The 24,640-nt window shown below is 58.8% G+C and carries 24 protein-coding genes and 4 tRNA genes; 6 read left to right on the forward strand and 22 right to left on the reverse strand.

The window, feature by feature from the left end:
- Positions 1–3: 3 nt before the first annotated feature.
- From ACZ89R_RS07790 to ACZ89R_RS07805, 4 genes are all read right to left on the reverse strand, one after another.
- Positions 4–981 carry an ABC transporter permease gene (locus ACZ89R_RS07790; protein WP_095052164.1) on the reverse strand — a complete coding sequence of 326 codons (978 nt, stop codon included), beginning with the start codon at positions 979–981 and terminating at the stop codon, positions 4–6.
- Positions 978–2,531 carry a sugar ABC transporter ATP-binding protein gene (locus ACZ89R_RS07795; RefSeq protein WP_123498763.1) on the reverse strand — a complete coding sequence of 518 codons (1,554 nt, stop codon included), beginning with the start codon at positions 2,529–2,531 and terminating at the stop codon, positions 978–980. The genes ACZ89R_RS07790 and ACZ89R_RS07795 overlap by 4 nt, the downstream gene beginning before the upstream one ends.
- Before the next feature lie 56 nt (positions 2,532–2,587).
- On the reverse strand, positions 2,588–3,544 hold the full coding sequence (locus ACZ89R_RS07800) for a sugar ABC transporter substrate-binding protein (protein ID WP_429428216.1): 957 nt from the start codon (positions 3,542–3,544) through the stop codon (positions 2,588–2,590).
- 176 nt (positions 3,545–3,720) lie between these two features.
- Positions 3,721–4,173, reverse strand: a complete 453-nt coding sequence (locus ACZ89R_RS07805; protein ID WP_429546138.1) for a hypothetical protein — start codon at positions 4,171–4,173, stop codon at positions 3,721–3,723.
- Positions 4,174–4,515: 342 nt separating this feature from the next.
- On the opposite strand from ACZ89R_RS07805, the gene ACZ89R_RS07810 reads away from it, so the two are divergent.
- The 3 genes from ACZ89R_RS07810 to ACZ89R_RS07820 all read left to right on the forward strand — a co-directional run bounded on the left by ACZ89R_RS07810 (position 4,516) and on the right by ACZ89R_RS07820 (position 6,752).
- Positions 4,516–5,604, forward strand: a complete 1,089-nt coding sequence (locus tag ACZ89R_RS07810; protein WP_063340421.1) for an asparaginase — start codon at positions 4,516–4,518, stop codon at positions 5,602–5,604.
- 163 nt (positions 5,605–5,767) lie between these two features.
- Complete coding sequence (locus ACZ89R_RS07815) at positions 5,768–6,058, forward strand: DUF1654 domain-containing protein (protein ID WP_192343335.1); 291 nt, start codon at positions 5,768–5,770, stop codon at positions 6,056–6,058.
- A gap of 4 nt (positions 6,059–6,062) precedes the next feature.
- Entirely contained in the window at positions 6,063–6,752 is a 690-nt protein-coding gene (locus ACZ89R_RS07820; protein WP_008007243.1) for an endonuclease, read from the forward strand.
- A 74-nt stretch (positions 6,753–6,826) separates the two neighbouring features.
- On the opposite strand, the gene ACZ89R_RS07825 is transcribed toward ACZ89R_RS07820, so the two are convergent.
- Complete coding sequence (locus ACZ89R_RS07825; protein ID WP_429546137.1) at positions 6,827–7,192, reverse strand: SPOR domain-containing protein; 366 nt, start codon at positions 7,190–7,192, stop codon at positions 6,827–6,829.
- 249 nt (positions 7,193–7,441) lie between these two features.
- On the opposite strand from ACZ89R_RS07825, the gene csrA reads away from it, so the two are divergent.
- A complete protein-coding gene (gene csrA / locus ACZ89R_RS07830; RefSeq protein ID WP_007905913.1) occupies positions 7,442–7,636 on the forward strand; it encodes a carbon storage regulator CsrA in 195 nt (64 codons plus the stop codon).
- A 191-nt stretch (positions 7,637–7,827) separates the two neighbouring features.
- Here csrA and ACZ89R_RS07835 read toward each other — a convergent pair whose 3' ends face one another.
- Positions 7,828–8,283, reverse strand: a complete 456-nt coding sequence (locus ACZ89R_RS07835) for a DUF2214 family protein (protein ID WP_429546136.1) — start codon at positions 8,281–8,283, stop codon at positions 7,828–7,830.
- Positions 8,284–8,396: 113 nt separating this feature from the next.
- Here ACZ89R_RS07835 and ACZ89R_RS07840 point away from each other — a divergent pair, with 113 nt between their 5' ends.
- Positions 8,397–9,611, forward strand: a complete 1,215-nt coding sequence (locus ACZ89R_RS07840; protein WP_429546135.1) for an MFS transporter — start codon at positions 8,397–8,399, stop codon at positions 9,609–9,611.
- A gap of 55 nt (positions 9,612–9,666) precedes the next feature.
- On the opposite strand, the gene ACZ89R_RS07845 is transcribed toward ACZ89R_RS07840, so the two are convergent.
- The 3 genes from ACZ89R_RS07845 to ACZ89R_RS07855 form a co-directional block, all read right to left on the reverse strand.
- Positions 9,667–10,134 carry a hypothetical protein gene (locus ACZ89R_RS07845; protein ID WP_429546134.1) on the reverse strand — a complete coding sequence of 156 codons (468 nt, stop codon included), beginning with the start codon at positions 10,132–10,134 and terminating at the stop codon, positions 9,667–9,669.
- A gap of 178 nt (positions 10,135–10,312) precedes the next feature.
- Positions 10,313–10,780 (reverse strand): anti-virulence regulator CigR family protein, encoded by a 468-nt coding sequence (locus ACZ89R_RS07850; RefSeq protein ID WP_429546133.1) that lies wholly within the window; start codon positions 10,778–10,780, stop codon positions 10,313–10,315.
- 177 nt (positions 10,781–10,957) lie between these two features.
- Positions 10,958–11,034 (reverse strand) — tRNA-Val (locus ACZ89R_RS07855).
- 183 nt (positions 11,035–11,217) lie between these two features.
- On the opposite strand from ACZ89R_RS07855, the gene ACZ89R_RS07860 reads away from it, so the two are divergent.
- Positions 11,218–12,501 (forward strand): NAD(P)/FAD-dependent oxidoreductase, encoded by a 1,284-nt coding sequence (locus ACZ89R_RS07860; RefSeq protein WP_429546132.1) that lies wholly within the window; start codon positions 11,218–11,220, stop codon positions 12,499–12,501.
- 119 nt (positions 12,502–12,620) lie between these two features.
- Here ACZ89R_RS07860 and ACZ89R_RS07865 read toward each other — a convergent pair whose 3' ends face one another.
- From ACZ89R_RS07865 to accD, 13 genes are all read right to left on the reverse strand, one after another.
- A complete protein-coding gene (locus ACZ89R_RS07865) occupies positions 12,621–15,044 on the reverse strand; it encodes a TonB-dependent siderophore receptor (RefSeq protein WP_429546131.1) in 2,424 nt (807 codons plus the stop codon).
- A gap of 67 nt (positions 15,045–15,111) precedes the next feature.
- Positions 15,112–16,056 (reverse strand): FecR domain-containing protein, encoded by a 945-nt coding sequence (locus ACZ89R_RS07870; protein WP_429546130.1) that lies wholly within the window; start codon positions 16,054–16,056, stop codon positions 15,112–15,114.
- Complete coding sequence (locus ACZ89R_RS07875; protein ID WP_192343327.1) at positions 16,053–16,562, reverse strand: sigma-70 family RNA polymerase sigma factor; 510 nt, start codon at positions 16,560–16,562, stop codon at positions 16,053–16,055. The genes ACZ89R_RS07870 and ACZ89R_RS07875 overlap by 4 nt, the downstream gene beginning before the upstream one ends.
- 259 nt (positions 16,563–16,821) lie before the next feature.
- Positions 16,822–16,898: transfer RNA gene (locus ACZ89R_RS07880), tRNA-Asp, on the reverse strand.
- A gap of 93 nt (positions 16,899–16,991) precedes the next feature.
- A tRNA-Asp gene (locus ACZ89R_RS07885) sits at positions 16,992–17,068 on the reverse strand.
- 55 nt (positions 17,069–17,123) lie between these two features.
- A tRNA-Val gene (locus tag ACZ89R_RS07890) sits at positions 17,124–17,199 on the reverse strand.
- Between the two features lie 255 nt (positions 17,200–17,454).
- Positions 17,455–18,231 (reverse strand): SDR family oxidoreductase, encoded by a 777-nt coding sequence (locus ACZ89R_RS07895; RefSeq protein WP_429546129.1) that lies wholly within the window; start codon positions 18,229–18,231, stop codon positions 17,455–17,457.
- The gene (locus ACZ89R_RS07900; protein ID WP_429546128.1) at positions 18,228–19,439 is read right to left on the reverse strand and encodes an O-succinylhomoserine sulfhydrylase; all 1,212 of its coding nucleotides are present in this window, start codon (positions 19,437–19,439) and stop codon (positions 18,228–18,230) included. The genes ACZ89R_RS07895 and ACZ89R_RS07900 overlap by 4 nt, the downstream gene beginning before the upstream one ends.
- Before the next feature lie 78 nt (positions 19,440–19,517).
- Positions 19,518–21,023 carry an amidophosphoribosyltransferase gene (purF, locus tag ACZ89R_RS07905; RefSeq protein WP_007905939.1) on the reverse strand — a complete coding sequence of 502 codons (1,506 nt, stop codon included), beginning with the start codon at positions 21,021–21,023 and terminating at the stop codon, positions 19,518–19,520.
- Positions 21,024–21,064: 41 nt separating this feature from the next.
- The gene (locus ACZ89R_RS07910) at positions 21,065–21,625 is read right to left on the reverse strand and encodes a CvpA family protein (RefSeq protein ID WP_192343326.1); all 561 of its coding nucleotides are present in this window, start codon (positions 21,623–21,625) and stop codon (positions 21,065–21,067) included.
- A gap of 98 nt (positions 21,626–21,723) precedes the next feature.
- Positions 21,724–22,395 (reverse strand): SPOR domain-containing protein, encoded by a 672-nt coding sequence (locus tag ACZ89R_RS07915; protein WP_429546127.1) that lies wholly within the window; start codon positions 22,393–22,395, stop codon positions 21,724–21,726.
- The gene (gene folC / locus ACZ89R_RS07920; RefSeq protein ID WP_123498708.1) at positions 22,379–23,686 is read right to left on the reverse strand and encodes a bifunctional tetrahydrofolate synthase/dihydrofolate synthase; all 1,308 of its coding nucleotides are present in this window, start codon (positions 23,684–23,686) and stop codon (positions 22,379–22,381) included. Before folC ends, ACZ89R_RS07915 begins: the two co-directional genes overlap by 17 nt.
- Positions 23,683–24,603: an acetyl-CoA carboxylase, carboxyltransferase subunit beta gene (gene accD / locus ACZ89R_RS07925; RefSeq protein WP_007905946.1), complete on the reverse strand. Its 921-nt coding sequence runs from the start codon at positions 24,601–24,603 to the stop codon at positions 23,683–23,685. Before accD ends, folC begins: the two co-directional genes overlap by 4 nt.
- Between the last annotated feature and the right edge of the window lie 37 nt (positions 24,604–24,640).

Below are 24,640 nucleotides of genomic sequence, written 5' to 3' on the forward strand. Positions count from 1 at the left end.
GACTCAGGTCCGCCGGCTTGCGCGCTGACTGCGATAAGTATCGAGCACCACCGCCACCACGATTACCGCACCGGTGATGATGCGCTTGGTGGGTTCGGTGGCGCCGATCTGCGCCAGACCGGCCGCCAGTACCGAGATGATCAGGACGCCAAAGAAAGTGCTGATGACCGAGCCGCGCCCGCCCATCAGGCTGGTGCCGCCGATCACGACCGCGGCGATCACCTGCAGCTCCAGACCGGAGCCGGCATTCGGGTCCGCCGCTTCCAGGCGCGAAATCTGAAACAACGCAGCGATACCGGCCAACAGCCCCATCAGACTGAAGACCAGAATCTTGTAGGGCTTCGGATTGATCCCCGCCAGACGCACTGCCTCTTCGTTGGTGCCGATGCCGATCAGGTAACGACCGAACACCGTACGCGTCAGCACGGCCTGGGCGATGAAGATAATCAGCAAGGCGATGATGAATGACGGCGAGATGCCAAACGCGATCGGGTTGGACAGCCAGGCGAAGGCATCACCGATGTAGGCGGTGCGCGAACCAGTCATTTGATACGCCAGGCCTCGCGCCATCTCCAGCACGCCGAGGGACACGATGAACGATGGAATCCGCCAGGCCACGGTGATCGAGCCGGTGATTGTCCCGGCCAATGCTGCTACCGCCATGCCGAGCAAAGCCGCGGGCAAGACGCTCCAGCCCCAACCGAGAATAGCCACGCTGACCGCCGAGGCCGCGAGCGCCAGTACCGACCCCACCGACAAGTCGATACCGCCGATGATCAATACGAAGGTCATGCCGACCGCCAACACCATCAAATCGGGAATCTGGTTGGCCAGGGTGCTGAAGGTGTCGTAAGACAGGAAATGGCTGCTCAGGATCGAGAACAGCGCGACCATTGCCAGCAAGGCACCGGCCAGGCCCAGATAAGTACCGAGCCCATAAAAGTTGCCACTACGTTTGCCGGCCAAAGATGCAGTATTCATGGAAGATCCCTAGGCGCTGCTTCGTTGAGCAGCGCATCACGTTTTTGGTAGCCGGCGAAAGCGGCGGCAAGCAAATCATCCTGGGTCCAGCTGTCACGCTCGAAGGTGTCAATCAGACGCCCTGCCGACAACACACCGATGCGATCGCAGATCAGCATCAGTTCTCGCAGGTCGCTGGACACCACTACCAGCGCTTTGCCCTGACGGGTCAACTCACCAAGTAATGCATAGATATCGAACTTGGCGCCGACGTCGATGCCACGGGTCGGCTCGTCGAACAGCATCACCGTGCAGTCGCGCTCGAGCCAGCGGCCGATCACGACTTTCTGCTGATTTCCGCCGGACAATTCCGAGACCAATTGCGTCGGGCTGGAACTGCGAATGCGCATGGCGTTGATCTGACGCTGGGCCAGAGACATCTCGTCACCGTTGTTGACGAAGCCACCGCTGGAAATCACCGGCATATTGCCCAAGGCAATGTTGGCGCTGATCGATTGTGTCAGCAGCAGGCCTTCGCCTTTGCGGTCCTCGGTGATCAGCGCGATGCCGTGACCAACCGCGTCGGCCGGAGAACGAATACTCACCACCTGAGCCGACGCGCCCAGCGCGACGGTGCCGCTGTCGGCTGTATCGGCGCCGAAGATCAAGCGCAGCAACTCGGTGCGCCCTGCCCCGATCAAACCGGAAATCCCGAAAATCTCACCGGCGCGCACTTCGAAAGACACGTCGCGGACTTTGTCGGAACGGGTCAGCCCTTTGACCGTCAAGGCCGGCGCGCCGATCTTGCGCGGCCCCATGTCGATGTGCTCGCCCAATTCACGGCCGACCATCAGGGTGACCAGTTGCTCGCTGTTGTAATTGGCCATCGGTTCGACACAGACCAGGTTGCCGTCGCGCAATACCGCGATGCGCTGTGCCACCCTTGCCAGTTCTTCGAGGCGGTGGGAAATGTAGATGATCGACACGCCACGAGCTTGCAGGCGAGTGATCTGCTCGAATAGCATTTCGACTTCACGGGCCGTGAGCATGGCTGTTGGCTCGTCGAGAATCAGCACGTGGCAATCGCCGATCAGGTTGCGAGCGATCTCGACCATTTGCTGATGACCAATACCTAGCTCACCAACCAACGTATCTGGATCGATGGCGTCCAGGCCGACCTGGGCCATGGCCTCGATCGCCGCCTTGCGCAATTGCTTGCGGCTGATCCAGCCACCGTGGCTGGGCAGGTTGTCGAGAAACAGGTTTTCCGCTACCGACAATGTTGGCAACAGATTGAGTTCTTGCATGACCATGCGGATGCCAAGCTCTTCGGCCTGGCTCCGGCTGCCGGGACGGTAATCCTGCCCCTGGAATTGCATCTGGCCGGTGGTCGGCGTGACCAGTCCGCCAATGATTTTCGACAGCGTGCTTTTACCGGCACCATTCTCACCGGTCAGCGCCAGCACTTCACCGCGCATCAGCGTCAGGTCGATGCCGGTGAGGACAGGTTGGGCATAGGTTTTACCGATACCGCTGACCGAGAGAACAGCGTTCGGGGCGCAAACGGACATAAAAACTCTCCATGTGCTCGCCCCAGGAGGCGAGCACCGTTGTGTCGCCAGAAGGACTACTTGGTAACCAGCTCTACCGGAGTTTCGATGACGCCGTTGACGCCGCTATCGACTTTCTTGCCGCTGATGATGTTCAGCGCCGTCTCGATGCCAAACACTGCTTGCCGGGCAGCAAACTGGTCGGCGGTGGCCAGGACGCGGCCATCCTTGAGCATTGGCTTGATGGCGTTGATGTTGTCGTAACCGACCACTTGCACCTTGCCGGCCTTGCCCGCCGCGCGCACGGCAGATACCGCGCCGACCGCCATGCTGTCGTTGCCGGCCAACAGGGCCTTGATATTCGGGTATTCGCTGAGCATCGACGAGGCAACTTTGCCGCCCTTGTCGATTTCCCAATCACCGGATTGCAGGGACACGACCTTGATCTGCGCCGCTTCCATCGCATCCTTGAAGCCCGCCGTGCGCTGTTGCGCATTGGTGGTGGTGGAAACGCCTTCAATGATGCCGACTTCGTCACCAGCCTTCAGCTGTTTGGCCAGGTACTCACCCACCAGACGCGCGCCTTTGCGGTTGTCCGGGCCTACGAACGGAACGGTGATGTTTTTGCTTTTGACCACGGCCGGGTCCAGCTGGTTATCGATGTTGATCACGGTGATGCCGGCGTCGACTGCTTTCTTGATGACCGGGACCATGGCCTTGGAGTCTGCCGGGGCGATGACCAATGCGTTGACTTTGGACAAAATCATTTGCTCGACGATGCGCGTCTGGCCGGCCGTGTCCGTTTCGTCCTTGATACCGTTGGAGATCAGCTCGAAGTCGCCGGAGTGGTCTTTCTGGTAAGCCTTGGCGCCGTCTTCCATGGTCAGGAAGAATTCGTTGGCCAGGGATTTCATGACCAATGCGACTTTAGGTTTTTCAGGGGTTTCGGCGAAAGCCGAAGAGACGGGCAACGCGGCGGATGCGGCAGCCAGCATTGCGACAGCGAGAAGACGTCCAGCGAATGGCAGCTTCATGGGTTCACTCCGATCTTATGATTATTCTTGAGCAATGCTTGCGCTGGACTCTGCCCTTACGGGATCGAGCCATCAAGGGCGACCGCGCAAACGTTTGCGTAGACCGAACTATGCGAACCCTATCGAGATTTGTCAACGACCCGTTTTGTGTCCCGACTGGCAAAAGCCAACCCTGCTCACGCCGTAGTGCTGACCAGATTGCCGCTGCTGGAACCCTTGGCCAGCTCTTTGACCAGATTGCCTGTCACTTGCGCGAGCGCACCGCTGGTATCGGCGATTTGCCCCTGAATCGACATGACAGCGGTGGCTTTGGCTTCCGGGGTCGGATAATTCGCTGCCTGAGCGGCCGCCAGTTGTTGCTGCTGTTCGCGCAGTTGCTGCTGAAGTTCCTGCATGCGTTTGAGCAGTACCTGCACCGCAATACTTTGATTGCTGCTTTTTTCGGACTTGCTTTCGCCCTGAGTCTGCGCACCGCCACCGGTTCTGACTTGGTTGTCACTACCCGCCTCTTCACCCAGCGCTTGGGCCGAGGCGTCGGACGTCGCTTCACTCAAGGCGTTGACAGTCGCCGGAGACTTGCCCGCGATAGTGATGGCACCTGCATTTGGAAAACCGACAGCAAACGACATGTGTGAACTCCTGGAAAAATTTGATCCCTTTAAAGGAGCATCGACCTGTGCGGGAGTTTCTTTAGCACTGATTTTCGATTTCGCAAGGTGACTTTCTTAATGGAGGTCGGAGAGCCGAACGCAAAAGCAACCCATGTTCGGGAACCCGGACGAGCAAGTGCGAACACTTTTCCAGATATTTCAACAATTTATATAAAAATCATGAGGTTAAAAGATCTCCTTGTTGAATGTCAGGCTGGTACAGATCCTGCTCTTCCCCTACACCCCCGGCGTTCAGATCTGCCTGGGGCGCTTCTAGATGAACCTGCATTCCGCACTGTCTCACTACTAGAGAAAACAATAATGAAATCTGCCTTCAACACTTTTATTCCGGGCGCTTTGGCCCTCCTGCTTCTCCTTCCGACAGCCCTTCAGGCAAAAGAAGTCGAAACAAAACAGAAACTGGCGAACGTGGTGATCCTGGCCACCGGCGGCACCATCGCCGGCGCGGGCGCCAGTGCCGCCAACAGCGCCACCTATCAAGCGGCGAAAGTCGGTATCGAACAGTTGATCGCAGGGGTTCCGGAACTAAGCCAATTGGCCAACGTCCGCGGCGAACAAGTGATGCAGATCGCATCCGAAAGCATCACCAACGACAACCTGCTGCAACTGGGCCGTCGCGTGGCTGAACTGGCCGACAGCAAGGACGTCGATGGCATTGTCATCACCCACGGCACCGACACGCTGGAAGAAACCGCTTACTTCCTCAATCTGGTGGAAAAAACCGATAAGCCGATCATCGTCGTAGGCTCTATGCGCCCTGGCACCGCCATGTCGGCCGACGGCATGCTGAACCTGTACAACGCCGTCGCCGTGGCCAGCAGCAAAGACGCACGCGGCAAAGGCGTACTGGTGACCATGAACGATGAAATCCAGTCGGGTCGCGATGTCAGCAAAATGATCAACATCAAGACCGAGGCATTCAAAAGTGCCTGGGGCCCACTGGGCATGGTGGTCGAAGGCAAATCCTACTGGTTCCGCTTGCCAGCCAAGCGCCACACCATGGATTCGGAATTCGACATCAAAACCATCAAGAGCCTGGCTGACGTCGAAATCGCCTATTCCTATGGCAACGTCAGCGACACCGCCTACAAAGCCCTGGCTCAATCGGGCGCCAAAGCCATCATCCACGCCGGTACCGGCAATGGCTCGGTCTCGTCCCGCGTGGTTCCCGCCCTGCAAGCCCTGCGCAAGGACGGCGTACAAATCATTCGTTCTTCCCACGTCAACGCCGGTGGTTTCGTACTGCGTAACGCCGAACAACCTGACGACAAGTACGACTGGGTTGTGGCTAACGACCTGAATCCGCAGAAAGCCCGCATCCTGGCCATGGTCGCGCTGACCAAGACCAACGACAGCAAAGAGCTGCAACGGATGTTCTGGGAATACTGATCCCCCCTCGTCCGACCTGTTCCGGGTCGGGCAGCGCCGTCACCACTCGCCAGCCTTGGTGAGTGGTTCACGACCTATTCCGATAAAAAATTTCCCATCGTCCTACACCAAACGGAAAAAACTACTGTCAGAGGATTTTCTTGAATTTTAAGCAGTTGCGAAAATGCTTACAGTTAAATACTGTATGCCCGTACAGCTTAATAAGGATAATTCCGTGGCCACTACCTCTGTCTCTCCTGATACCTATGAACGCCTGGGTATGCGCGTTCAGAAAATCATCAATTCCCCCACCGCTCAAAAAGCCAAAGCAGCACTGATCTTCCGTCTTCCAGATGAACCGGTGGATGAGTGGGAACGCTTGCTCGAAGAAATCGACGAGAACGATAACGTCACCCTCGCCCATCGCGACGATGGCGGTGTGCAGATTTTCTGGGTTGTGCCAAAGGAAGACTGAGTCAATGAGTGTCCGCTGGTTTGCTTTACTCCTGCTGTTCATCACCCTCGGCGCCCAGGCTGGCGCCCCACGCACCTTCAACGAAGCCAAGAAAGTCGCGTGGAAGTTGTACGCGCCGCAATCCACCGAGTTTTATTGCGGCTGCAAATACACCGGCAACCGCGTGGACTTGGCGGCCTGCGGTTATGTGCCGCGCAAAAATGCCAAACGCGCCTCGCGCATCGAGTGGGAGCACATTGTCCCGGCCTGGCAGATCGGCCATCAGCGCGAATGCTGGCAACAAGGCGGTCGCAAGAACTGCACACGGTACGACCCGACCTATCAGAAAGCCGAGGCCGATCTGCACAATCTGGTGCCGAGCATCGGCGAGGTGAATGGCGATCGCAGCAACTTCAGCTTCGGCTGGTTGCCCGTGCAAACCGGTCAATACGGTTCGTGCCTGACACAGGTCGACTTCAAGGCGAAGAAGGTCATGCCCCGCCCTTCCATTCGCGGCATGATCGCCCGGACTTATTTCTACATGAGTAAGCAATACGGCTTGCGTCTGTCAAAACAGGATCGGCAACTGTATGAAGCCTGGAATAAAACCTATCCGGTACAAGCCTGGGAACGTCAACGCAATCAGAGCGTGGCGTGCGTGATGGGGCGCGGCAACGAGTTTGTCGGCCCGGTGGACATGAAAACCTGCGGCTGACCGGCCGCTGAAAACACAAAGGCCTGGGGCATCACACCTCAGGCCTTTGTTCGTTTCTAAACGCCGTTTTTTGTTTATTGAGCCGTCGGATGTTCGACCACCAGCGCCTCGATATTCCTTTTCTTTGCCCGGGTGAGCGCTGCCGTCACCTCAGTTTGCTTATCTTGTGCCTCGGTTTTCGAATTGAACGGCCCTATCAGGATACGAACCTTTCCGTTCTCCCTGATGACGCTGGAAACGAAGCTATGCTCAATCAACCAGCCGCTCAGGTCGCTGACCGCCTGGGGGGTTTCGCCGCGCACCTCGACGTCCCATTGTGGACCGGTTGTCGCTGCGGGCACGGAGGCGACTGCCGGTTGCGGCTTTTGAGCGTCAACCCCCTTACCCTCACCGCACCCGGCCAACGTCAATACTGCGATTACCAAGGCCATTTTGCGCACAACGCTTCCCTCTGAATGCTGAAAGCGGCGATTTTAACACTCATGGATCCTGCTCGAGCGCCGCAAAATGGGCGCAAAACAACGAGAATGATGGTTGCGGCCTCTGTATAGTTACGCCTTGGGAATTAATGCAGCATCTGCGCGTCAGAAAGAGGCACCCAAACTGCGAGACTTCGCACTAATCTATACCTATACCGACCTCTGCACTGTCCGAATCAGGTGCCCCACAAAGCAATCAAGGAGAAAACCATGCTGATACTCACCCGCAAAGTCGGTGAAAGCATAAACATCGGTGACAATATTACGATCACCATTCTGGGCGTTAGCGGCCAGCAAGTCAGGATTGGCATCAACGCCCCGAAAGACGTTGCGGTGCATCGCGAAGAAATCTACCAACGCATTCAGGCCGGCCTGACCGCCCCAGACAAACCGCAAACACCCTGAATCCTGCTGTGGTCAGTAGCCAGCCCATTCTGCCTCGAATAACGGCTGGCTAAAGATTCAAGCACCGCATCGCCCTCTGTCCAGCCTCTTTGCGATACCGTCGCAACGTGGAGCCGATACTACCGCCCATCTCATGCCATGACTGTCAGACGTTTCGGATTTGCAGCGAGAAAGAGCTTCCTCCTTCCCGGCTAACCAAACGTTACCCCACGCGCCATGCCCGCGGCAGCTACGACCATCAGCACCAGCAGCAGCGCTTCGATATGACTGATACGGGCAAACAGCGTTGCGCGCCCGGTATCGATCGCCGCCCCACGCCCCAGCGCAATCCGCCATTTGATCAGCGCCACCATCGGTGCAATTTCAAGCAGCAGGATAAGGACGAAGAGCGTCATTTTGAGGTGAAACAGCGGCTGGTGAAGGTAGTAATCAGTGCCTTTTTCATACCCACCAAAAGCTCGCATCCCTCCCGTGACCAAGAGAATAACTGCAGAGATCCCCCACAGATTATCCGCAACCAAAACGCTGCGCGCCTCCCCCGTCCCGGCAATCAGACGACGTAAAGCCGTACCGCGGGTCAGTACCGCCCAGAAGCCTAGCGAAAAGGCCAAGAGGTGAATCACCGCCAGAAACCAGTGAGCCAGCATCGACATACTCCTTACAGACGAAGTTGAAACAGCCCTACAGTAGTAGTTCATCGGAGGATATTTGCCCAAAGCTCGTGGCTCCGCTGATACACCGCCATCGACATGAGGTCACTATGCGTAAGGATTACCTGGCTTTCTTTATCTCGCTGTTCCTGTCCCGGCTGGCTGACCAGATCCTGCTGTTCATCGTCCCGCTGATTGTCTTTCAGACCACCAACAGTGTCTCTTTGGCCGGCCTGGCTTTTTTTGCCGAGTCGTTGCCGCGCTTTCTGGCATTTCCCGTATGCGGTGCGCTGTGCGACAAGTTTTCGCCCATTCGCATCCTGCACATCAGCCAGGTCTACCGTGCAGCGGCCTGCGTCGCAGCCGTGGCACTGTATGGCGTGTTTGATGGCATCTACTGGATCGTGATTCTGTCCGTGCTGTGCGGCGTGCTGACCACCCAGGGCATCATGGCCCGCGAAGTGGTCATGCCCTACATTTTCAAGCAATACACCTACACCAAGACCCTCTCCTATTCGCAGATCGCCGATCAGACCGGGCTGGTGCTTGGCCCACTGGTCGCGGCGCTGATGCTGGAAGTCTGGGCGTGGCACTGGGTGGTGCTGGGGATTGCCGGGCTGTTTCTGCTGGCTGATCTGGCGATGTTGATCTGGCAACGCACCAGCTCGATCACTCTGGAGTCATTCGAGCAACATCAGGACATCTGGCTGCAACCGCTGCGCATTGCATTCGGGCATATTCGCGACCTGGCGGAACTGCAGAAGGTAATCAGCCTGGCGGTGGGCGTGAACCTGATCATCGGCATCACCCTGGCCACATCAGCAGCCATGGTGATCGGCCAATACAGCGCCAGCAAAGACTTTTATGCAGGGCTGCAAGCCGCCGGGGCGGTGATCACCATCGTCATTCTGTTCTTCCTGGCTCGGGTGACCTTACCGATGAGAGTACTGGGAGTCGTTTCTTATACGATGATTGCCGCCGGCGCTCTGACCACTGCCTTCAGTCCGAACGCTTGGGGGTATGCCATCGGCTTCCTGCTGATTGTCGGTTTCGACAAGATGTTCAACGTATATATACGCAGCATCCGCCAGCAGGTGATTCCACCCAAGGACTTCGGCAAGACCGTGGGCGTCATTACCTTGCTGAACAATCTTTCTCAACCATTGGCCGGATTGCTGATCGCCTTGTTGGCCGCCCCTCTGGGAGTACAGAAAGTCATTCTGCTGCTGGCGGTGATCACTGGCTTGATCGGGGTGGGCGTGGTGCTTTTCGCCAGGGCGAGCAATGCAACTGCTGTCCCAGTGCCCGATTCAATTGGTAAATAGCGGGCGCAAAAAAGCCGGGCTCCTGACGGATACCCGGCTTTTGAGAATTTTGGACTTAATCCGTTCTTTTTGAAGTCGAAGTGCGAGCGTTGCTTAGTCCTTTAGCATTGTGATCGCCAGGCGTAGAGGTCGAAATGGCAGAAGCCTTCGTCACCCCTCGCGTATCCCGGGATTTCGCGATGCCCGAAGTCACTGAACCATGGCCGCTAACACCATTACGATCGTTACCGTAGTGGTTGCCACTGAGACCATGGTCGCGTACAGCTTTGCCTGCGTGATCACTGCTCAAGCCATTGCCGTGGCCATTGCTGACGCCGCCGGAATGGCCGGAACCACCGTGCCCCCCGCCGTTACCGCCACCATTGCCACCGCCGTTACCACCACCATTGCCACCGCCGTTACCACCACCATCTTTCGCGTAGGCGGAACTCATGATGGACAGGTCAGCGGGCAATAATGGGGCGGCTGCAAGCATCATCACGCATGACATGACGGCTGCAAAACTCTTGTTTTTTAATAACATGGGGAGATTCCGTGTGGTTGATATTGCACGGAGTAATTGACTGTTTCGGTGGCACACAGTTCAAAAGCCGACGACCAGCGGGCAGGCAATGTGCAATTATCGAAAAAAATGCACATTGCTTCCCGTGATTTACAGGTCGTTATGCTGCGAGGACGCGATTGAATGGGTCGGTTTCATATCAATCGAATGCGCCATTGAGAACCTCGTAGATGATCCCGGTAGCGATTGCCACCAATATCAAGTCAGTGCCCGCCTGGCGCCACTCGTAGCCATCGTAATGCGGAAGCCTGCCGAGCAATCGGCCATCGAGTTTTTTGGCGATCCCCGGCGGTAGCGGTTTTCCACGGACGAGGTTTTTTTGAATGCCGGGTGGCAAGGCGGGCCCAGGGCTCCAGTAGTCGCGATAACCCCCCACGATGCCAAGGACACTACCGTGGTTGATGCTCGGGCCGTGACTCCAATCGTCACCCCCTGAGCCTTTGCCTTTGTTTCCATGGCTGGCGCTGCCATGGTCCTGGATGCTTTGTGGATTTCCCTTGCCGCTTCCCTGGCCCTTCCCGTTTCCTGGGTCGGCCAATGCAGTCATTGAACCGGACGCCAAGGCAAGACACGTCATAGCGGCAATCAACGAGCGAGATCTAAACATATCCGTTCTCTCAGAAAGGGGATGGCCCCTGCAATGTATAGACGGTTATGGCTGTGTTAGTTCAGAAACTCTGTTCGCTGGAGGTGGCGCCATCGGCTCAAGTTAAATCGCAGACAACAAAAAAGGGCCCACCTTTCGGTGAGCCCTTCTAGACCGCCCAGCAGAGCGGATTTTGTTTGGTAGGCGCGATTGGACTCGAACCAACGACCCCCACCATGTCAAGGTGGTGCTCTAACCAACTGAGCTACGTGCCTGCTGTGAGGCGGCATTCTACGGAATTCCGGAGGGGTGTCAACACCTTTTTTTCACCTAACCCTATGAATATGCAAAATATTTAATTTTGCTGTGGCAAAGAAGATTTTCCGCTGGCTGGCGGTGGTTTTTTAACTCGGGTAGGATCGACGCACTCGTAAAATATATTAAACAGAGGCTGCAGGATGGCGAACACTCCCTACCCAGAGTCCTATTACGCTGCGTCGGCCAATGTAGCGCCGCCGCGCCCGGCCTTGCAGGATGATGCAGAGACTGATGTCTGTGTCATCGGCGCCGGTTATACCGGTCTGTCCTCTGCCCTGTTTTTGCTGGAGAACGGTTTTCGGGTAACGGTCCTGGAAGCCGCCAAAGTGGGATTTGGCGCATCAGGGCGCAACGGTGGCCAGATCGTTAACAGCTACAGCCGCGATATCGATGTGATCGAGCGGACTGTCGGCCCCAAGCAAGCTCAGCTGCTAGGGCAAATGGCGTTCGAAGGTGGACGGATCATTCGTGAGCGGGTGGCCAAATACAACATCCAGTGCGACCTGAAGGACGGCGGCGTGTTCGCCGCCATTACCGCCAAGCAGCTGGGCCATCTGGAATCCCAGAAACGGCTGTGGGAGCGTTTTGGTCACACGCAACTTGAGTTGCTGGATCAGCGTCGCATCCGCGAAGTGGTGGCTTGCGATCAATACGTCGGCGGCATGCTCGATATGAGCGGCGGGCATATTCATCCTCTCAATCTTGTCTTGGGCGAGGCAGCAGCTGTGGAGTCGCTGGGCGGCACCATTTACGAGCAGTCGCCAGCGGTGCGCATCGAGCGCGGCGCCAATCCGGTAGTGCATACGCCTCAAGGCAAGGTCAGGGCCAAATTCATCATCGTCGCCGGCAACGCGTACATCGGCAACCTGGTGCCGGAGCTGGCGGCCAAGTCGATGCCCTGCGGGACTCAAGTGATCGCCACCGAACCCTTGGGCGATGAATTGGCCAAGCGCCTGTTACCCCAGGACTACTGCGTCGAAGACTGTAACTACCTGCTCGACTACTACCGCATGAGCGCTGACAAACGCTTGATTTTCGGCGGCGGCGTGGTCTATGGCGCGCGCGATCCAGCGAACATCGAGGCGATCATTCGACCGAAGATGCTCAAGGCCTTCCCACAGCTCAAGGATGTGAAAATCGATTACGCCTGGACCGGTAATTTCCTGCTGACGCTATCGCGCCTTCCCCAGGTCGGACGACTAGGCGACAACATCTACTATTCCCAGGGTTGCAGCGGCCATGGCGTGACGTATACGCACCTTGCGGGAAAAGTGCTGGCCGAAGCATTGCGTGGCCAGGCCGAGCGCTTCGACGCCTTTGCCGACCTGCCCCACTACCCGTTTCCCGGCGGACAATTGCTGCGTACACCGTTCGCTGCGTTGGGCGCCTGGTATTACGGATTGCGGGACAAGTTCGGATACTGATCGATAGAGGTGGAAAGGTGCCAGCGAAGGCGTCATCACGTACGCCTTCGCCGGCAAGCCTGGTTCCTACGAAAAGCGGTTCATTCACTGGCATTAGCTGAACGCGCCCCTTCGCTGATTCAGAAGTCGACTGTCGCTGAAAGCAGGTAGGTGCGCGGTGTCGCGAGCGTCAAGCCAGGCTCGCTGTCATCCGAGGCCCCGGCCGAACTCCAGTAGCGTTTGTCCGCCACGTTCTCGACATTGGCACGCAGAGTGATGTTCTTTTCGTCGACCTTGAACGCATAGCGTGCACCCACGTCGAAACGCTCCCATGCGTCGATTTCTTTGTTATTGGACTGGTCCAGATACTGCGAGCTGGAATAGAGGCCGCGACTGGTCAGGGTCAGGCCTTGTACGGTCGGAACATCCCACTCGGCGCCCAGGTTGACGTTGTATTTCGGCGTGGCCGGTGCCCGGTTGCCGTCATAGGTACCATTAGTGGTATTGGTCAACTCGCTGTCGATATACATGACACCGCCGAGCAGACGGAAACCATCGAGCGGTTCACCGAACACACTCAGTTCCACACCCGTGTTCTCACGTTTGCCGTTCGGGCCGAAAACCCGCGTCGTGGCATTGGTCTCATAGGCCGGTTGCTTGATCCGGAACACCGCGGCAGTCACGGCGAACGCACCCGCGTCATACTTGGCGCCGACCTCGACCTGGCGGCTGATGAACGGCGGAAATATCTCGTCCTCGTTCACAGAGGTCGATGGCGCGATCTTGCCCTGGCTCAGGCCCTCCATGTAGTTGGCATACAGCGACAGCTTATCGGTTGCCTTGAACAGAATGCCGCCCGACGGCGATACCTTTTCTTCATCGTAGGCCGTGGCGCCTTTGACGTTATCCGTCCAGTCGTCAACCTTCACGCGCTGCCAGCGGGCGCCGAGGGTCAGCAAAAGCCGGTCATCGAAGAAGCCCAGAGTGTCGGACAACGCCACGCCGCTGAAGCGGTTCTCGGTGTAGACCTTCGAATCGAGCCGAGTGGGTCTGACAGGTGTTGGTGTTTCCACGGGGTCGTAGAGGTTGCTGCGGGCCGCGGCATAACGGGCGCCGCCATTTTCGAAGTCCATGTAGAAATAGCTGGCGGCCAGATTGACTTCATGGCTCACCGGGCCGGTATGAAACCAGTTGCGCACCCCTGCCGTGGCCGTCCGGACATTTTCATCACGGGTGAAGTCACGCGGCTGAACGCTGAAATCGCCGGCATCATTGGTGACCGCAACGGCATGCCGGAGGAAGTCATGATTGCTTTTACGCGCGCCCACGCCCCCGTACAGCATGACGGAATCGCTGACATCAAATTCGCCGTTCACCGCCCCGAACGTGTCGTTGGTACTCGCCTTGCTCCAGGGCTGCGCATAGTTGTCGCGCACATCGTTCGCATTCGGCACCTTGGCATTGGCGCCGACCTGCACGCGCTCCTGCGGGGCGTCGGTATCACGCTCGGTGCGCCCGATGTCCGTCGAGAGTCGCAGGCGCTCACCGCGAAAATCCAGGCCCAGCACGGCCATCTCGCGGTCGACACTCTGGTGATCCCATTCGGTGTCGCCGGACTGCTTCACGCCGTTGAAGCGAATACCGAACTTGTTGTCCTCACCAAAGCGCCGACCAACATCCACGGCACCGCCGACCTGATTGTCGGAAGCGTAGCTACCGGTGAACGAAGTGATGGGCTTGTCGGTCGCGCGCTTGGGCACCACGTTGATCCCGCCACCCACACTGCCCCGCGGCGATATGCCGTTGATGAGCTGGCTCGGGCCTTTGATGATGTCGACGCGGTCGGCCATCTCCATGTCGATCGTATAGGTCGGCAGGACGCCGTAGAGACCGTTGTAGGCGACATCACTGTTGAACAGGCTGAGCCCGCGAATGGTGAACTGCTCATAACGCCCACCCGCCGGGTTGGTGGCGCGAACCGAAGGATCACTGGCGATCAGGTCGCCCAAGGTACGAGCCTGCAGGTTTTTGACCGCCTCGCCGGTGTAGGTGGTCATGCTGAACGGCGTTTCCATGAAGTCTTTCGAGCCCAGCAAGCCTTGCGAACCGCGGCGTGCGACCTGGCCGCCGGCATATACCTCGCCGTCCGCCCCGCCCGTGGCACCGAGAATCGAGGTGGGGGCCAGTTGCAGGCTGCTGCCTTCTGGCGCCGGAGTCAGGATGTAGGCCTGTTCACCCACCGGCTGCAGTTGCAGACCTGAACCCTGCAACAGCCGGGCAAAGCCTTCCTCGACCGCGTATTCGCCGGAAAGACCAGGGCTGGTGCGACCGCCCACCAGTGCCGGATCGACCGAGAGATTGACGCCAGACAGACCGGCGAAGCGGGTCAGCGCATCGCTCAGGCTGCCGGCAGGCACCTGATAATTGCGCCGGGCACTGTCTTCGGCCCAACTGGCTGTGATGAATAATGGACTGGCACTCAGGCCCAACAACAGGCTCAGGTGCAACAACGGACGCAGGCGGGAAGAAACCGGACGCGGACAGCAAGGTATTACTGCGGGCATTGAAATAGCTCTCTTGATTCGTTCACATGCCTTGAATGACAAGCGAGTCGAAAAAAGGGGACAGGCTTCACACACTATTTTTGCGCGGCAGCAACGTCACCCAATAACGGGTACGTGAATGCACCTCCAGCGGCAGACTGGCCGCGAGCAACGCGAGGACGCGATCGGTGTCGTCCAGGCGGAAGCTGCCGGTGACCCGCAACGCTTCAAGCTCCGGCTCCCAACGCAGCACACCCGGTCGATAAGTGCCGAGTTCGCGCAGGAAATCTCCCAGCGGCTGGTTTTTCGCCATCAGCACGCCCTCTCGCCAACCCGGCGCAAGCACATCGAATGGGCTGATCGGCCCGACACCGGTTGCTTGAAGGCTGACTTGTTGACCAGTGCGCAAAGCCAACGCCAGCCCCTGCAAGGGCTGCAATTGCACGGCGCCGTTGTACACCGACACGCGGCAACCGCGCGCTTGCTGACGAACACAGACTTCGCCTTGGCTGACGATGATCTGTCCAAACTTCGTTTGAATCGTCAGCGGCGACACGCTCGGCACCTTCAGCGACAGTTCGCCCTCAATCAGCTTCAAGCGACGGCTCTGCAAATCCACATTGACGGCACTGGCCGTGTTGAGTTGCAAGGAACTGCCATCAGCGAGCTGTACCTGTTTGCGCTCCCCGGTGGCCGTATGCAGATCGGCTCGCCAGACATCCAAAGGCAATTGTCGGCTGATCAGCCAAGCCGCCGGCACCAACGCCACCGCACCCAATGCACGCTTGAGCACCAAACGCCGACCCGGATCGGGGCGATCCAGACTTTTGAGCGCCAACGTTGAAGGCAGATCGGCAAACCGCTGACGCAAGGCTTGAGCCTTCTGCCAAGCCTGCTCGTGACTGACGCAACTGTCGCGCCAACGCTGCAGATTCGCACGATCCCGCTCATTGGCAGTTCCAGACTCCAGCAAGGCGAGCCACTGCGCGGCCGCTCGCACGGCCTGACGGGCATCGGGCACTGAACTGTTCACAGTTCCACCAACAAGCAATGCTCATAGGCTTGCGCCATGTAGCGTTTGATCGTGCGCTCCGATACCTGCAGGCGCTCGGCGATTTGCTGATAGTTCAGGCCTTCCAGCTGACTCCAGAGAAACGCCCTACGCACCGCCGCCGGCAGTCCATCGAGCAGTTCATCCAGGGCTTGCAGGGTTTCGAGCAACAACCAGCGCTGCTCGGGCGACGGCACACAGTCTTCCGGCAACGCCGCCAGTGCCGTCAGATAAGCCTGCTCGAGGCTTCGACGTTTATAGAAATTACTCAGCAGGCGTCTGCCCACGGTCAGCAGATAGGCACGGGGCTCTTGCAGGTCGGCGATTCGTTGAGAGCTGGCGAGCAAACGCAGGAACGTATCCTGGCTCAGGTCCGCCGCATCACAGCCATTACCCATGCGTCTTCTCAACCAGCCTTCCAGCCAGCCACGGTGATCGCGGTACAGGTCGTGGAAGGTTTGCTCCTTCGGCATCGCTGCATCACTCATCTCAAGAAGCCCTGTGCCAAGGAGTTATCGTAAATGAGAGTGATTCTAATTAATGTCGGAGCTGTGAACCAAGTCCTTTATGCAATTGGGGCGCAGAAAGGTTGGGCGGGAAGGACATGAGAGAGGAAAAGCCAAATCGCAGACACAAAAAACCCCGGTCTTTCGACCAGGGTTTTTGCTATCGACTCGAAACAGACACTGGCTTTACCAGCGGCTTGCTTCGTAGCTCCAAGGCGTTCAGTGGGCCTTGAGGCAGATATGGCGCAGCGGACGGGACTCGAACCCGCGACCCCCGGCGTGACAGGCCGGTATTCTAACCGACTGAACTACCGCTGCGTATCGCTTTGGACTTTCGCCCAAGTAACTCGTCTGACTGGAAAGCTTCGAGGCTTTTCAATCTCGAGCCAGGTAAACCTGACTCGGAAAATATGGCGCAGCGGACGGGACTCGAACCCGCGACCCCCGGCGTGACAGGCCGGTATTCTAACCGACTGAACTACCGCTGCGCGTCGGTGGAGGCTTTTAAAAGCTTCCATCTTGCTTTCGCAAGACTCTCGGAAGTGGTGGGTGATGACGGGATCGAACCGCCGACATTCTGCTTGTAAGGCAGACGCTCTCCCAGCTGAGCTAATCACCCGTTTGCATCTCCGAGGCCGCGAAATTTACGCAGGTACCGAAGCTAAGTCAATACCCTGCTTGAAGTTTTTCTGAAAAAAACAAAATTGTGTCATTCCGAACGAGGTCGGCAACCGTCAGACCGCTTTCGCGAGCAGGCTCGCTCCCACAGGGGACCGCGTTTATTCAGACAACATGCTTTCTAATGTGGGAGCGAGCCTGCTCGCGAAGACGGCGACACATTCAAATTCAGTACTGGAGACAGCGCCCCGCCCTATTACTCGCTGTAAATCATTTTCTTGGTCATGCCACCATCGACCACGAACTCCTGGCCCGTGACGAACCCCGCGTTCCTCGACAGCAACCACGCCACCATCGCCGCTACGTCCTCGACCGTCCCTACCCGGCCCGCCGGATGCTGGGCATGATCGGCATCGGTCAGCGGTTCGGCACGCCGTGCCGCAGGGTCTCGCGCGTCGATCCAGCCTGGGCTGACCGCATTGACGCGAATCTCCGGCCCTAAGCTGATGGCCAAGGCGTGAGTCAGGGCCAACAGGCCGCCCTTGCTCGCTGCATAAGCCTCTGTGTCGGGTTCTGACTGGCCGGCACGGGTCGAGGCCAGATTGACGATGGCGCCGCTATGAGCGCGCAGGTACGGCGCGCAGTGCTTGGCCAACAGCATCGGCCCGCTGAGGTTTACCGCCAACACCCGGTTCCAGTAGGCCAGATCGAGGCTTTCCAGGGTGATGTTGTGCGGGTCGGCCACCGCGGCATTGCACACCAGCGCATCCAGACGCCCGAATTGCCCGAGTACCTCGGCCACGCCCAGCGCCACCTGCGCTTCATTCGCGACGTCCATGGCGATGAACCAGGCGTTGTCGCCGAGCACCTTCGCCACTTTCGAACCGCGCTCACGATCCAGATCGGTCAGCACCACCTGCCAGCCTTCGCTGATCAGCCAGGCCGCGATCCCCAGACCGATGCCACGCGCAGCACCGGTGACCAGCGCGACGCGGCCATGGGTACCCGTGGTCGGCGTCGACAACTCGATCACAAGGCAGCCAACCCGCGCGCCAGATCGGCTTGCAGGTCTGCAACATCTTCCAGACCGACCGCGACGCGGATCAGGCTGTCACGGATCCCTGCCGCTTCACGCTCTTGCGGCGCGAGACGGCCGTGAGAGGTGGTGCTCGGGTGCGTGATGGTGGTTTTGCTGTCGCCCAGGTTGGCGGTGATGGAGATCAGGCGCGTCGCATCGATAAAGCGCCAGGCGCCCTCTTTGCCACCCTTGACCTCGAAACTCACGACCGCACCGAAACCCTTCTGCTGACGCTGGGCCAGCTCATGCTGCGGATGGCTCTTGAGGCCCGCGTAATGGACCTTCTCGATACCGTCCTGCTGCTCCAGCCACTCGGCCAGTTGCTGGGCATTGGCGCAGTGCGCCTTCATGCGCAGGCTCAGCGTTTCCAGACCTTTGAGGAAGATCCAGGCGTTGAACGGGCTCAGGGTCGGCCCGGCAGTACGCAGGAAACCGACGACTTCTTTCATCTGCTCGCTACGACCAGCCACAACGCCGCCCATGCAACGGCCCTGGCCATCGATGAACTTGGTCGCCGAGTGCACAACGATGTCCGCGCCCAGCTTCAGCGGTTGCTGCAACGCAGGGGTGCAGAAGCAGTTGTCGACCACCAGCATCGCGCCCTTGGCGTGAGCAATTTCCGACAGCGCCTTGATATCCACCAGTTCGGCCAGCGGGTTGGAGGGCGACTCGACGAACAGTAACTTGGTGTTGGCCTTGATCGCCGCATCCCAGCCGGACAAGTCCGCCAGGGGCACGTAATCGACTTCGATGCCGAAGCGCTTGAAGTACTTTTCGAACAGGCTGATGGTCGAGCCGAACACGCTACGCGAGACCAGAACATGGTCGCCGGCGCTGCACAGGCTCATTACCACCGCCATGATCGCGGCCATACCGGTCGCGGTGGCTACGGCTTGTTCGGCGCTTTCCAGCGCAGCAATGCGCTCTTCGAACGCGCGCACGGTCGGGTTGGTGTAGCGCGAGTAAACGTTACCCGGCACTTCGCCAGCAAAGCGCGCGGCCGCGTCGGCGGCGGTACGGAATACGTAGCTGGAAGTGAAGAACATCGGATCACCGTGTTCACCTTCCGGCGTGCGGTGCTGACCGGCGCGTACGGCCAGGGTATCGAACGCTACGCCTTCGAGGTCGCTGTCCAGCCGACCGGCATCCCAATCCTGACTCATGCTGTCACTCCTTGCCCTGCTCTTGATTTAGAGAGTCTTTAGTAGATACAAAACCGGCCCCTAGGGGCCGGTAGTTACTCAGTTGTTGTACAGATCAATGATCGCACTGACTGCCTGGGTCTTGACCTTGGAGGCATCGTTGCGTGCCTGCTCGATCTTGTTCAGGTAAGCCTCGTCGACGTCGCCGGTGACGTACTGGCCGTCGAACACCGCGCAATCGAACTTCTCGATCTTGATCTTGCCGCCACCGACCGCTTCGATCAAGTCAGGCAAGTCCTGATAGATCAACCAGTCAGCGCCGATCAGATCAGCCACGTCCTGGGTCGAACGGTTGTGCGCGATCAACTCGTGAGCGCTTGGCATGTCGATGCCGTAGACGTTCGGGTAACGCACAGCCGGTGCCGCGGAGCAGAAATAGACGTTTTTGGCGCCAGCTTCGCGAGCCATCTGGATGATCTGCTTGCAGGTGGTGCCGCGAACGATGGAGTCGTCCACCAGCATCACGTTCTTGCCGCGGAACTCCAGTTCGATGGCGTTGAGCTTCTGGCGTACGGATTTTTTCCGTGCAGCCTGACCCGGCATGATGAAGGTTCGGCCGATGTAGCGGTTCTTCACGAAGCCTTCGCGGAACTTGACGCCCAAGTGGTTCGCCAGCTCCAGGGCCGCGGTGCGGCTGGTGTCCGGAATCGGGATGACCACATCGATGTCGTGATCCGGACGCTCGCGCAGGATCTTCTCGGCAAGCTTCTCGCCCATACGCAGGCGGGCCTTGTAGACCGAGACGCCGTCGATGATCGAGTCCGGACGCGCCAGGTAGACGTGTTCAAAAATGCACGGAGTCAGCGACGGATTGGTCGCGCACTGACGGGTGTGCAGCTTGCCGTCTTCAGTGATGTAGACCGCTTCGCCCGGTGCCAAGTCGCGAATCAGGGTGAAACCGAGTACGTCCAGCGAAACGCTTTCGGAGGCGATCATGTACTCGACGCCTTCGTCCGTGTGACGCTGGCCGAAAACGATCGGGCGGATGCCGTGCGGATCGCGGAAACCGACGATGCCGTAACCGGTCACCATCGCCACGACCGCGTAACCACCGACGCAACGGTTGTGCACGTCGGTGACAGCAGCGAACACGTCTTCTTCGGTCGGCTGCAACTTGCCGCGCTGGGCCAGTTCGTGTGCGAACACGTTGAGCAGCACTTCCGAATCGGAATTGGTGTTGACGTGGCGCAGGTCAGATTCGTAAATCTCCTTGGCCAGTTGTTCAACGTTGGTCAGGTTACCGTTATGCGCCAGGGTAATGCCGTACGGCGAGTTGACGTAAAACGGTTGGGCCTCGGCCGAAGTCGAGCTGCCCGCGGTCGGGTAACGCACATGGCCAATGCCCATGTGGCCGACCAGGCGCTGCATGTGACGCTGATGGAACACGTCACGCACCAGCCCATTGTCCTTGCGCAGGAATAACCGGCCATCATGGCTGGTCACGATACCGGCAGCGTCCTGGCCGCGGTGCTGGAGGACGGTTAGCGCGTCATACAGCGCCTGATTGACGTTCGACTTACCGACGATACCGACGATGCCACACATGCGACGCAACCCCTACTTAATGGATCTGAACTGAACACAACTCACTGAGGCGTTTTGGCCGTAGGCAAGAGGTGCTCCTTGAACGGTATATCAGCGGGTACGCTGATTCCGCTGGCAAGCCACTGACTGCTCCACCCAAGAATCAGGTTTTTGGACCAGTCTGCGACCAATAGAAATTTTGGCACGAGCTGTGATTGTTGCCACCACCCGTCCTGCTGTACCGGCCCCAGGCTCAACAGCCCGACCGCCACGACCACCAGCAACACGCCACGCGCGGCGCCGAAGGCCATGCCGAGGAATCGATCGGTCCCGGATAGCCCGGTCACGCGAACCAATTCGCCGATAAGATAATTGATCATTGCGCCCACGATTAAAGTGGCGACAAACATGATGGCACAGCCCGCGATCACGCGAGCCGATGGCGTTTCGATGTATCCGCCGAGGTACTCGGACAATGAACCACCGAACATCCAGGCAACGGCTCCTGCGATGATCCAGGTCAGCAGCGAGAGTGCTTCTTTGACGAAGCCGCGGCTAAGACTGATCAAAGCGGAGATGGCGACGATTGCAACGATCGCCCAGTCAACCCAGGTAAATGGCACAGTGCAGCCTACAGACAGATAAGGCGGCGCATTTTAGCAGAGCCCATGGCTGTCGGTAAGCTGAGATTATCAGTGCTTTTCAAATCAAGGCGATAGTTTTAACCGCGCTCAGGCTGAAAACGCACCACAAACCCCTTGAGGTTCTGCTGGCGGCTCAACAAGTCACGCAGACGATCGGCTTCCGCGCGCTCGATCAGCGGCCCGACGAACACCCGATTCTTGCCATCGGCGGAGCGGATATAGGCGTTATAGCCTTGGCTGCGCAGGGTTTTCTGCAGGCTTTCAGCGCTCTCGCGGCTCGATAGACTGGCCAGTTGAACCGACCAACTGACCGACAGGCCATTGGCATCGACGCGGCTTGGGGTGGTAGCCGGCTTGGTCGGTGCAGCAGCGATTGGCTGGGAAGGTGCCGGTACAGGCTTGGCGACGGGCGCCGGAGGTGGCGTGACCGGTTTGGCAGCCGGTGGCGCTGGGGCCACGGCAACATTTGGCGCACTTGGCGCAATCGGTGTCGAAGGTGCTTGCTGCGCGGCAATTTCGTCATCGCTTGGCACAGGCTCCTGCGGCAACGCCTGCGGTTCAGGCACCACCACCGGCTCGACCTGCACTTGCGGCACAGCCGGCGCTTGCGGTGCAGCCGGTGCGTCAACCCTCACCTGGCGCTGTTCGTCCTGACGGGAAAACAGCATTGGCAGGAAAATCACCGCCAGCGCCACCAGCACCAGGGCACCGACCATGCGCTGCTTGTACGCCTTATCCAGCAAAGCCATTTGCCGCTTCCTCCGTGGAGTGCCGGGCCAGCCATTCAAGGGCCTCGGCGACACAATAAAATGATCCGAACAACAGAATTTCGTCGTCGTTCGTCGCCTGCGCGCACTGCCCTTCCAGGGCTGCGGCCACGCTGTCATAAGACGTTACCGAGGCGCCAAGGTTCTGCAACGCCGCGTGCAACTGCTCAACGGGTCGCGCCCGCGGCGAATCCAGAGGGGCGACAGCCCAATGCTGGACACTAGCATTCAATTCACCGACAACACCATCCAGATCCTTGTCCGCCAACAACCCGAACACCGCCAGACGCTTGCCGGTCGGTGGTCGACTGGCCAGACGACGGGCCAGGTACTCTGCCGCATGGGGGTTATGCCCCACGTCCAGCAACACATTAAGACGCTTGCCCTGCCAGTCGAACTGACGGCGATCGAGACGACCGACCACGCGTGTCGCCTTCAGGGCTTCGATAATCTGCGCATCCACCCAAGGCAAACCGAGCAGCAGGTAAGCCTGCAACGCCAGGGCGGCGTTCTCCATCGGCAGATCGAGCAATGGCAGATCATGCAACTCGACTGCACGCCCTTGAGCATCAAGGCCACGCCATTGCCAGTTGTGATCGGTGATACCCAGGTCGAAATCGCGTCCACGCAGGAAAAACGGGCAATTGAGCTCGCGCGCTTTATCCAGCAAAGGCTGAGGGGGATTCAGATCGCCACAGAGCGCAGGCGCGCCCTGGCGGAAAATGCCGGCTTTTTCGTAAGCCACGGACTCACGGGTATCGCCCAGATAGTCCGCATGATCGACGCCGATGCTGGTGACCAGCGCGATATCGGCATCCACCACGTTGACCGTATCCAGACGCCCGCCCAGGCCCACTTCCAGCACCACCGCATCAAGCCCTGCCTGTTGAAACAGCCAGAACGCCGCCAGGGTGCCCATTTCGAAGTACGTCAGGGAAGTGTCGCCACGACCGGCCTCGACCGCTGCGAAGGCTTCGCACAGCTGGACGTCAGTGGCTTCGACGCCATTGACCTGCACCCGCTCGTTGTAACGCAGCAGGTGCGGAGAATTGTAGACACCCACGTTCAGGCCCTGCGCCCGCAGCAACGAAGCCACGAACGCGCAGGTAGAACCCTTGCCGTTGGTGCCAGTGACCGTAATCACCCGAGGCGCCGGCTTGCCCAGCCCCATGCGAGACGCTACCTGTTGCGAACGCTCCAGCCCCATGTCGATGGCCGAAGGATGCAACTGTTCAAGGTAGGCGAGCCACTCGCCAAGGGTGCGTTGGATCATATGTTGGCAGGCACCGGCGGAACCACGATCGGTTCGATCGGCGCGGCGACGAATTTTGGCGTCGGCAGGCCCATCATTTGTGCCAGCAGGTTGCCCAGACGCGGACGCAGTTCCTGACGGTGAATGATCATGTCGATCGCGCCGTGTTCCAGCAGGAACTCACTGCGCTGGAAGCCTTCCGGCAGTTTTTCGCGAACGGTTTGTTCGATAACGCGCGGGCCGGCGAAACCGATCAGGGCTTTCGGCTCACCGACAATTACGTCGCCGAGCATCGCCAGGCTGGCGGAAACACCACCGTAGACCGGGTCAGTCAATACCGAGATGAACGGAATGCCTTCTTCACGCAGACGCGCCAGCACCGCGGAGGTCTTGGCCATTTGCATCAGGGAAATCAGCGCTTCCTGCATCCGCGCACCACCGGAGGCAGCGAAGCAGATCATCGGGCAACGGTTTTCCAGGGCGTAATTGGCGGCGCGCACGAAGCGCTCACCAACGATGGCGCCCATCGAACCACCCATGAAGGAGAATTCGAAGGCCGATACCACGACCGGCATGCCCAGCAAGGTGCCGCTCATGGAGATCAGTGCGTCTTTTTCGCCGGTCTGCTTTTGCGCAGCGGTCAGGCGATCCTTGTACTTCTTGCCGTCGCGAAATTTCAGACGGTCAACCGGCTCCAGGTCCGCGCCCAGTTCGGCACGGCCGTCAGCGTCGAGGAAGATGTCGATACGCGCGCGAGCGCCGATACGCATGTGGTGGTTGCACTTGGGGCAAACATCCAGGGTCTTTTCCAGCTCCGGACGATACAACACCGCCTCGCAAGACGGGCATTTGTGCCACAGACCTTCAGGCACCGAGCTCTTCTTGACCTCGGAACGCATGATCGAAGGGATCAGTTTGTCTACTAACCAGTTGCTCATGCTTTCTTTCTCCAGTACCGGCGGCCCGAACGCTCTG

Source organism: Pseudomonas sp. TE3728 (genome assembly GCF_056279145.1).

What these genes read in the sequence shown, in the direction of transcription:
- ACZ89R_RS07845 (WP_429546134.1), bottom strand. Translation starts at nt 10,134, where the DNA reads ATGTTATTAAAAAACAAGAGTTTTGCAGCCGTCATGTCATGCGTGATG.
- ACZ89R_RS07900 (WP_429546128.1), bottom strand. Translation starts at nt 19,439, where the DNA reads ATGAGTCAGGATTGGGATGCCGGTCGGCTGGACAGCGACCTCGAAGGC.
- ACZ89R_RS07805 (WP_429546138.1), bottom strand. Translation starts at nt 4,173, where the DNA reads ATGTCGTTTGCTGTCGGTTTTCCAAATGCAGGTGCCATCACTATCGCG.
- ACZ89R_RS07865 (WP_429546131.1), bottom strand. Translation starts at nt 15,044, where the DNA reads ATGCCCGCAGTAATACCTTGCTGTCCGCGTCCGGTTTCTTCCCGCCTG.
- ACZ89R_RS07810 (WP_063340421.1), top strand. Translation starts at nt 4,516, where the DNA reads ATGAAATCTGCCTTCAACACTTTTATTCCGGGCGCTTTGGCCCTCCTG.
- ACZ89R_RS07840 (WP_429546135.1), top strand. Translation starts at nt 8,397, where the DNA reads ATGCGTAAGGATTACCTGGCTTTCTTTATCTCGCTGTTCCTGTCCCGG.
- ACZ89R_RS07790 (WP_095052164.1), bottom strand. Translation starts at nt 981, where the DNA reads ATGAATACTGCATCTTTGGCCGGCAAACGTAGTGGCAACTTTTATGGG.
- ACZ89R_RS07815 (WP_192343335.1), top strand. Translation starts at nt 5,768, where the DNA reads ATGCTTACAGTTAAATACTGTATGCCCGTACAGCTTAATAAGGATAAT.
- ACZ89R_RS07915 (WP_429546127.1), bottom strand. Translation starts at nt 22,395, where the DNA reads ATGGCTTTGCTGGATAAGGCGTACAAGCAGCGCATGGTCGGTGCCCTG.
- purF (WP_007905939.1), bottom strand. Translation starts at nt 21,023, where the DNA reads ATGTGTGGCATCGTCGGTATCGTCGGTAAGTCGAACGTCAATCAGGCG.
- csrA (WP_007905913.1), top strand. Translation starts at nt 7,442, where the DNA reads ATGCTGATACTCACCCGCAAAGTCGGTGAAAGCATAAACATCGGTGAC.
- ACZ89R_RS07795 (WP_123498763.1), bottom strand. Translation starts at nt 2,531, where the DNA reads ATGTCCGTTTGCGCCCCGAACGCTGTTCTCTCGGTCAGCGGTATCGGT.
- ACZ89R_RS07800 (WP_429428216.1), bottom strand. Translation starts at nt 3,544, where the DNA reads ATGAAGCTGCCATTCGCTGGACGTCTTCTCGCTGTCGCAATGCTGGCT.
- folC (WP_123498708.1), bottom strand. Translation starts at nt 23,686, where the DNA reads ATGATCCAACGCACCCTTGGCGAGTGGCTCGCCTACCTTGAACAGTTG.
- ACZ89R_RS07835 (WP_429546136.1), bottom strand. Translation starts at nt 8,283, where the DNA reads ATGCTGGCTCACTGGTTTCTGGCGGTGATTCACCTCTTGGCCTTTTCG.
- accD (WP_007905946.1), bottom strand. Translation starts at nt 24,603, where the DNA reads ATGAGCAACTGGTTAGTAGACAAACTGATCCCTTCGATCATGCGTTCC.
- ACZ89R_RS07820 (WP_008007243.1), top strand. Translation starts at nt 6,063, where the DNA reads ATGAGTGTCCGCTGGTTTGCTTTACTCCTGCTGTTCATCACCCTCGGC.
- ACZ89R_RS07860 (WP_429546132.1), top strand. Translation starts at nt 11,218, where the DNA reads ATGGCGAACACTCCCTACCCAGAGTCCTATTACGCTGCGTCGGCCAAT.
- ACZ89R_RS07850 (WP_429546133.1), bottom strand. Translation starts at nt 10,780, where the DNA reads ATGTTTAGATCTCGCTCGTTGATTGCCGCTATGACGTGTCTTGCCTTG.
- ACZ89R_RS07875 (WP_192343327.1), bottom strand. Translation starts at nt 16,562, where the DNA reads ATGAGTGATGCAGCGATGCCGAAGGAGCAAACCTTCCACGACCTGTAC.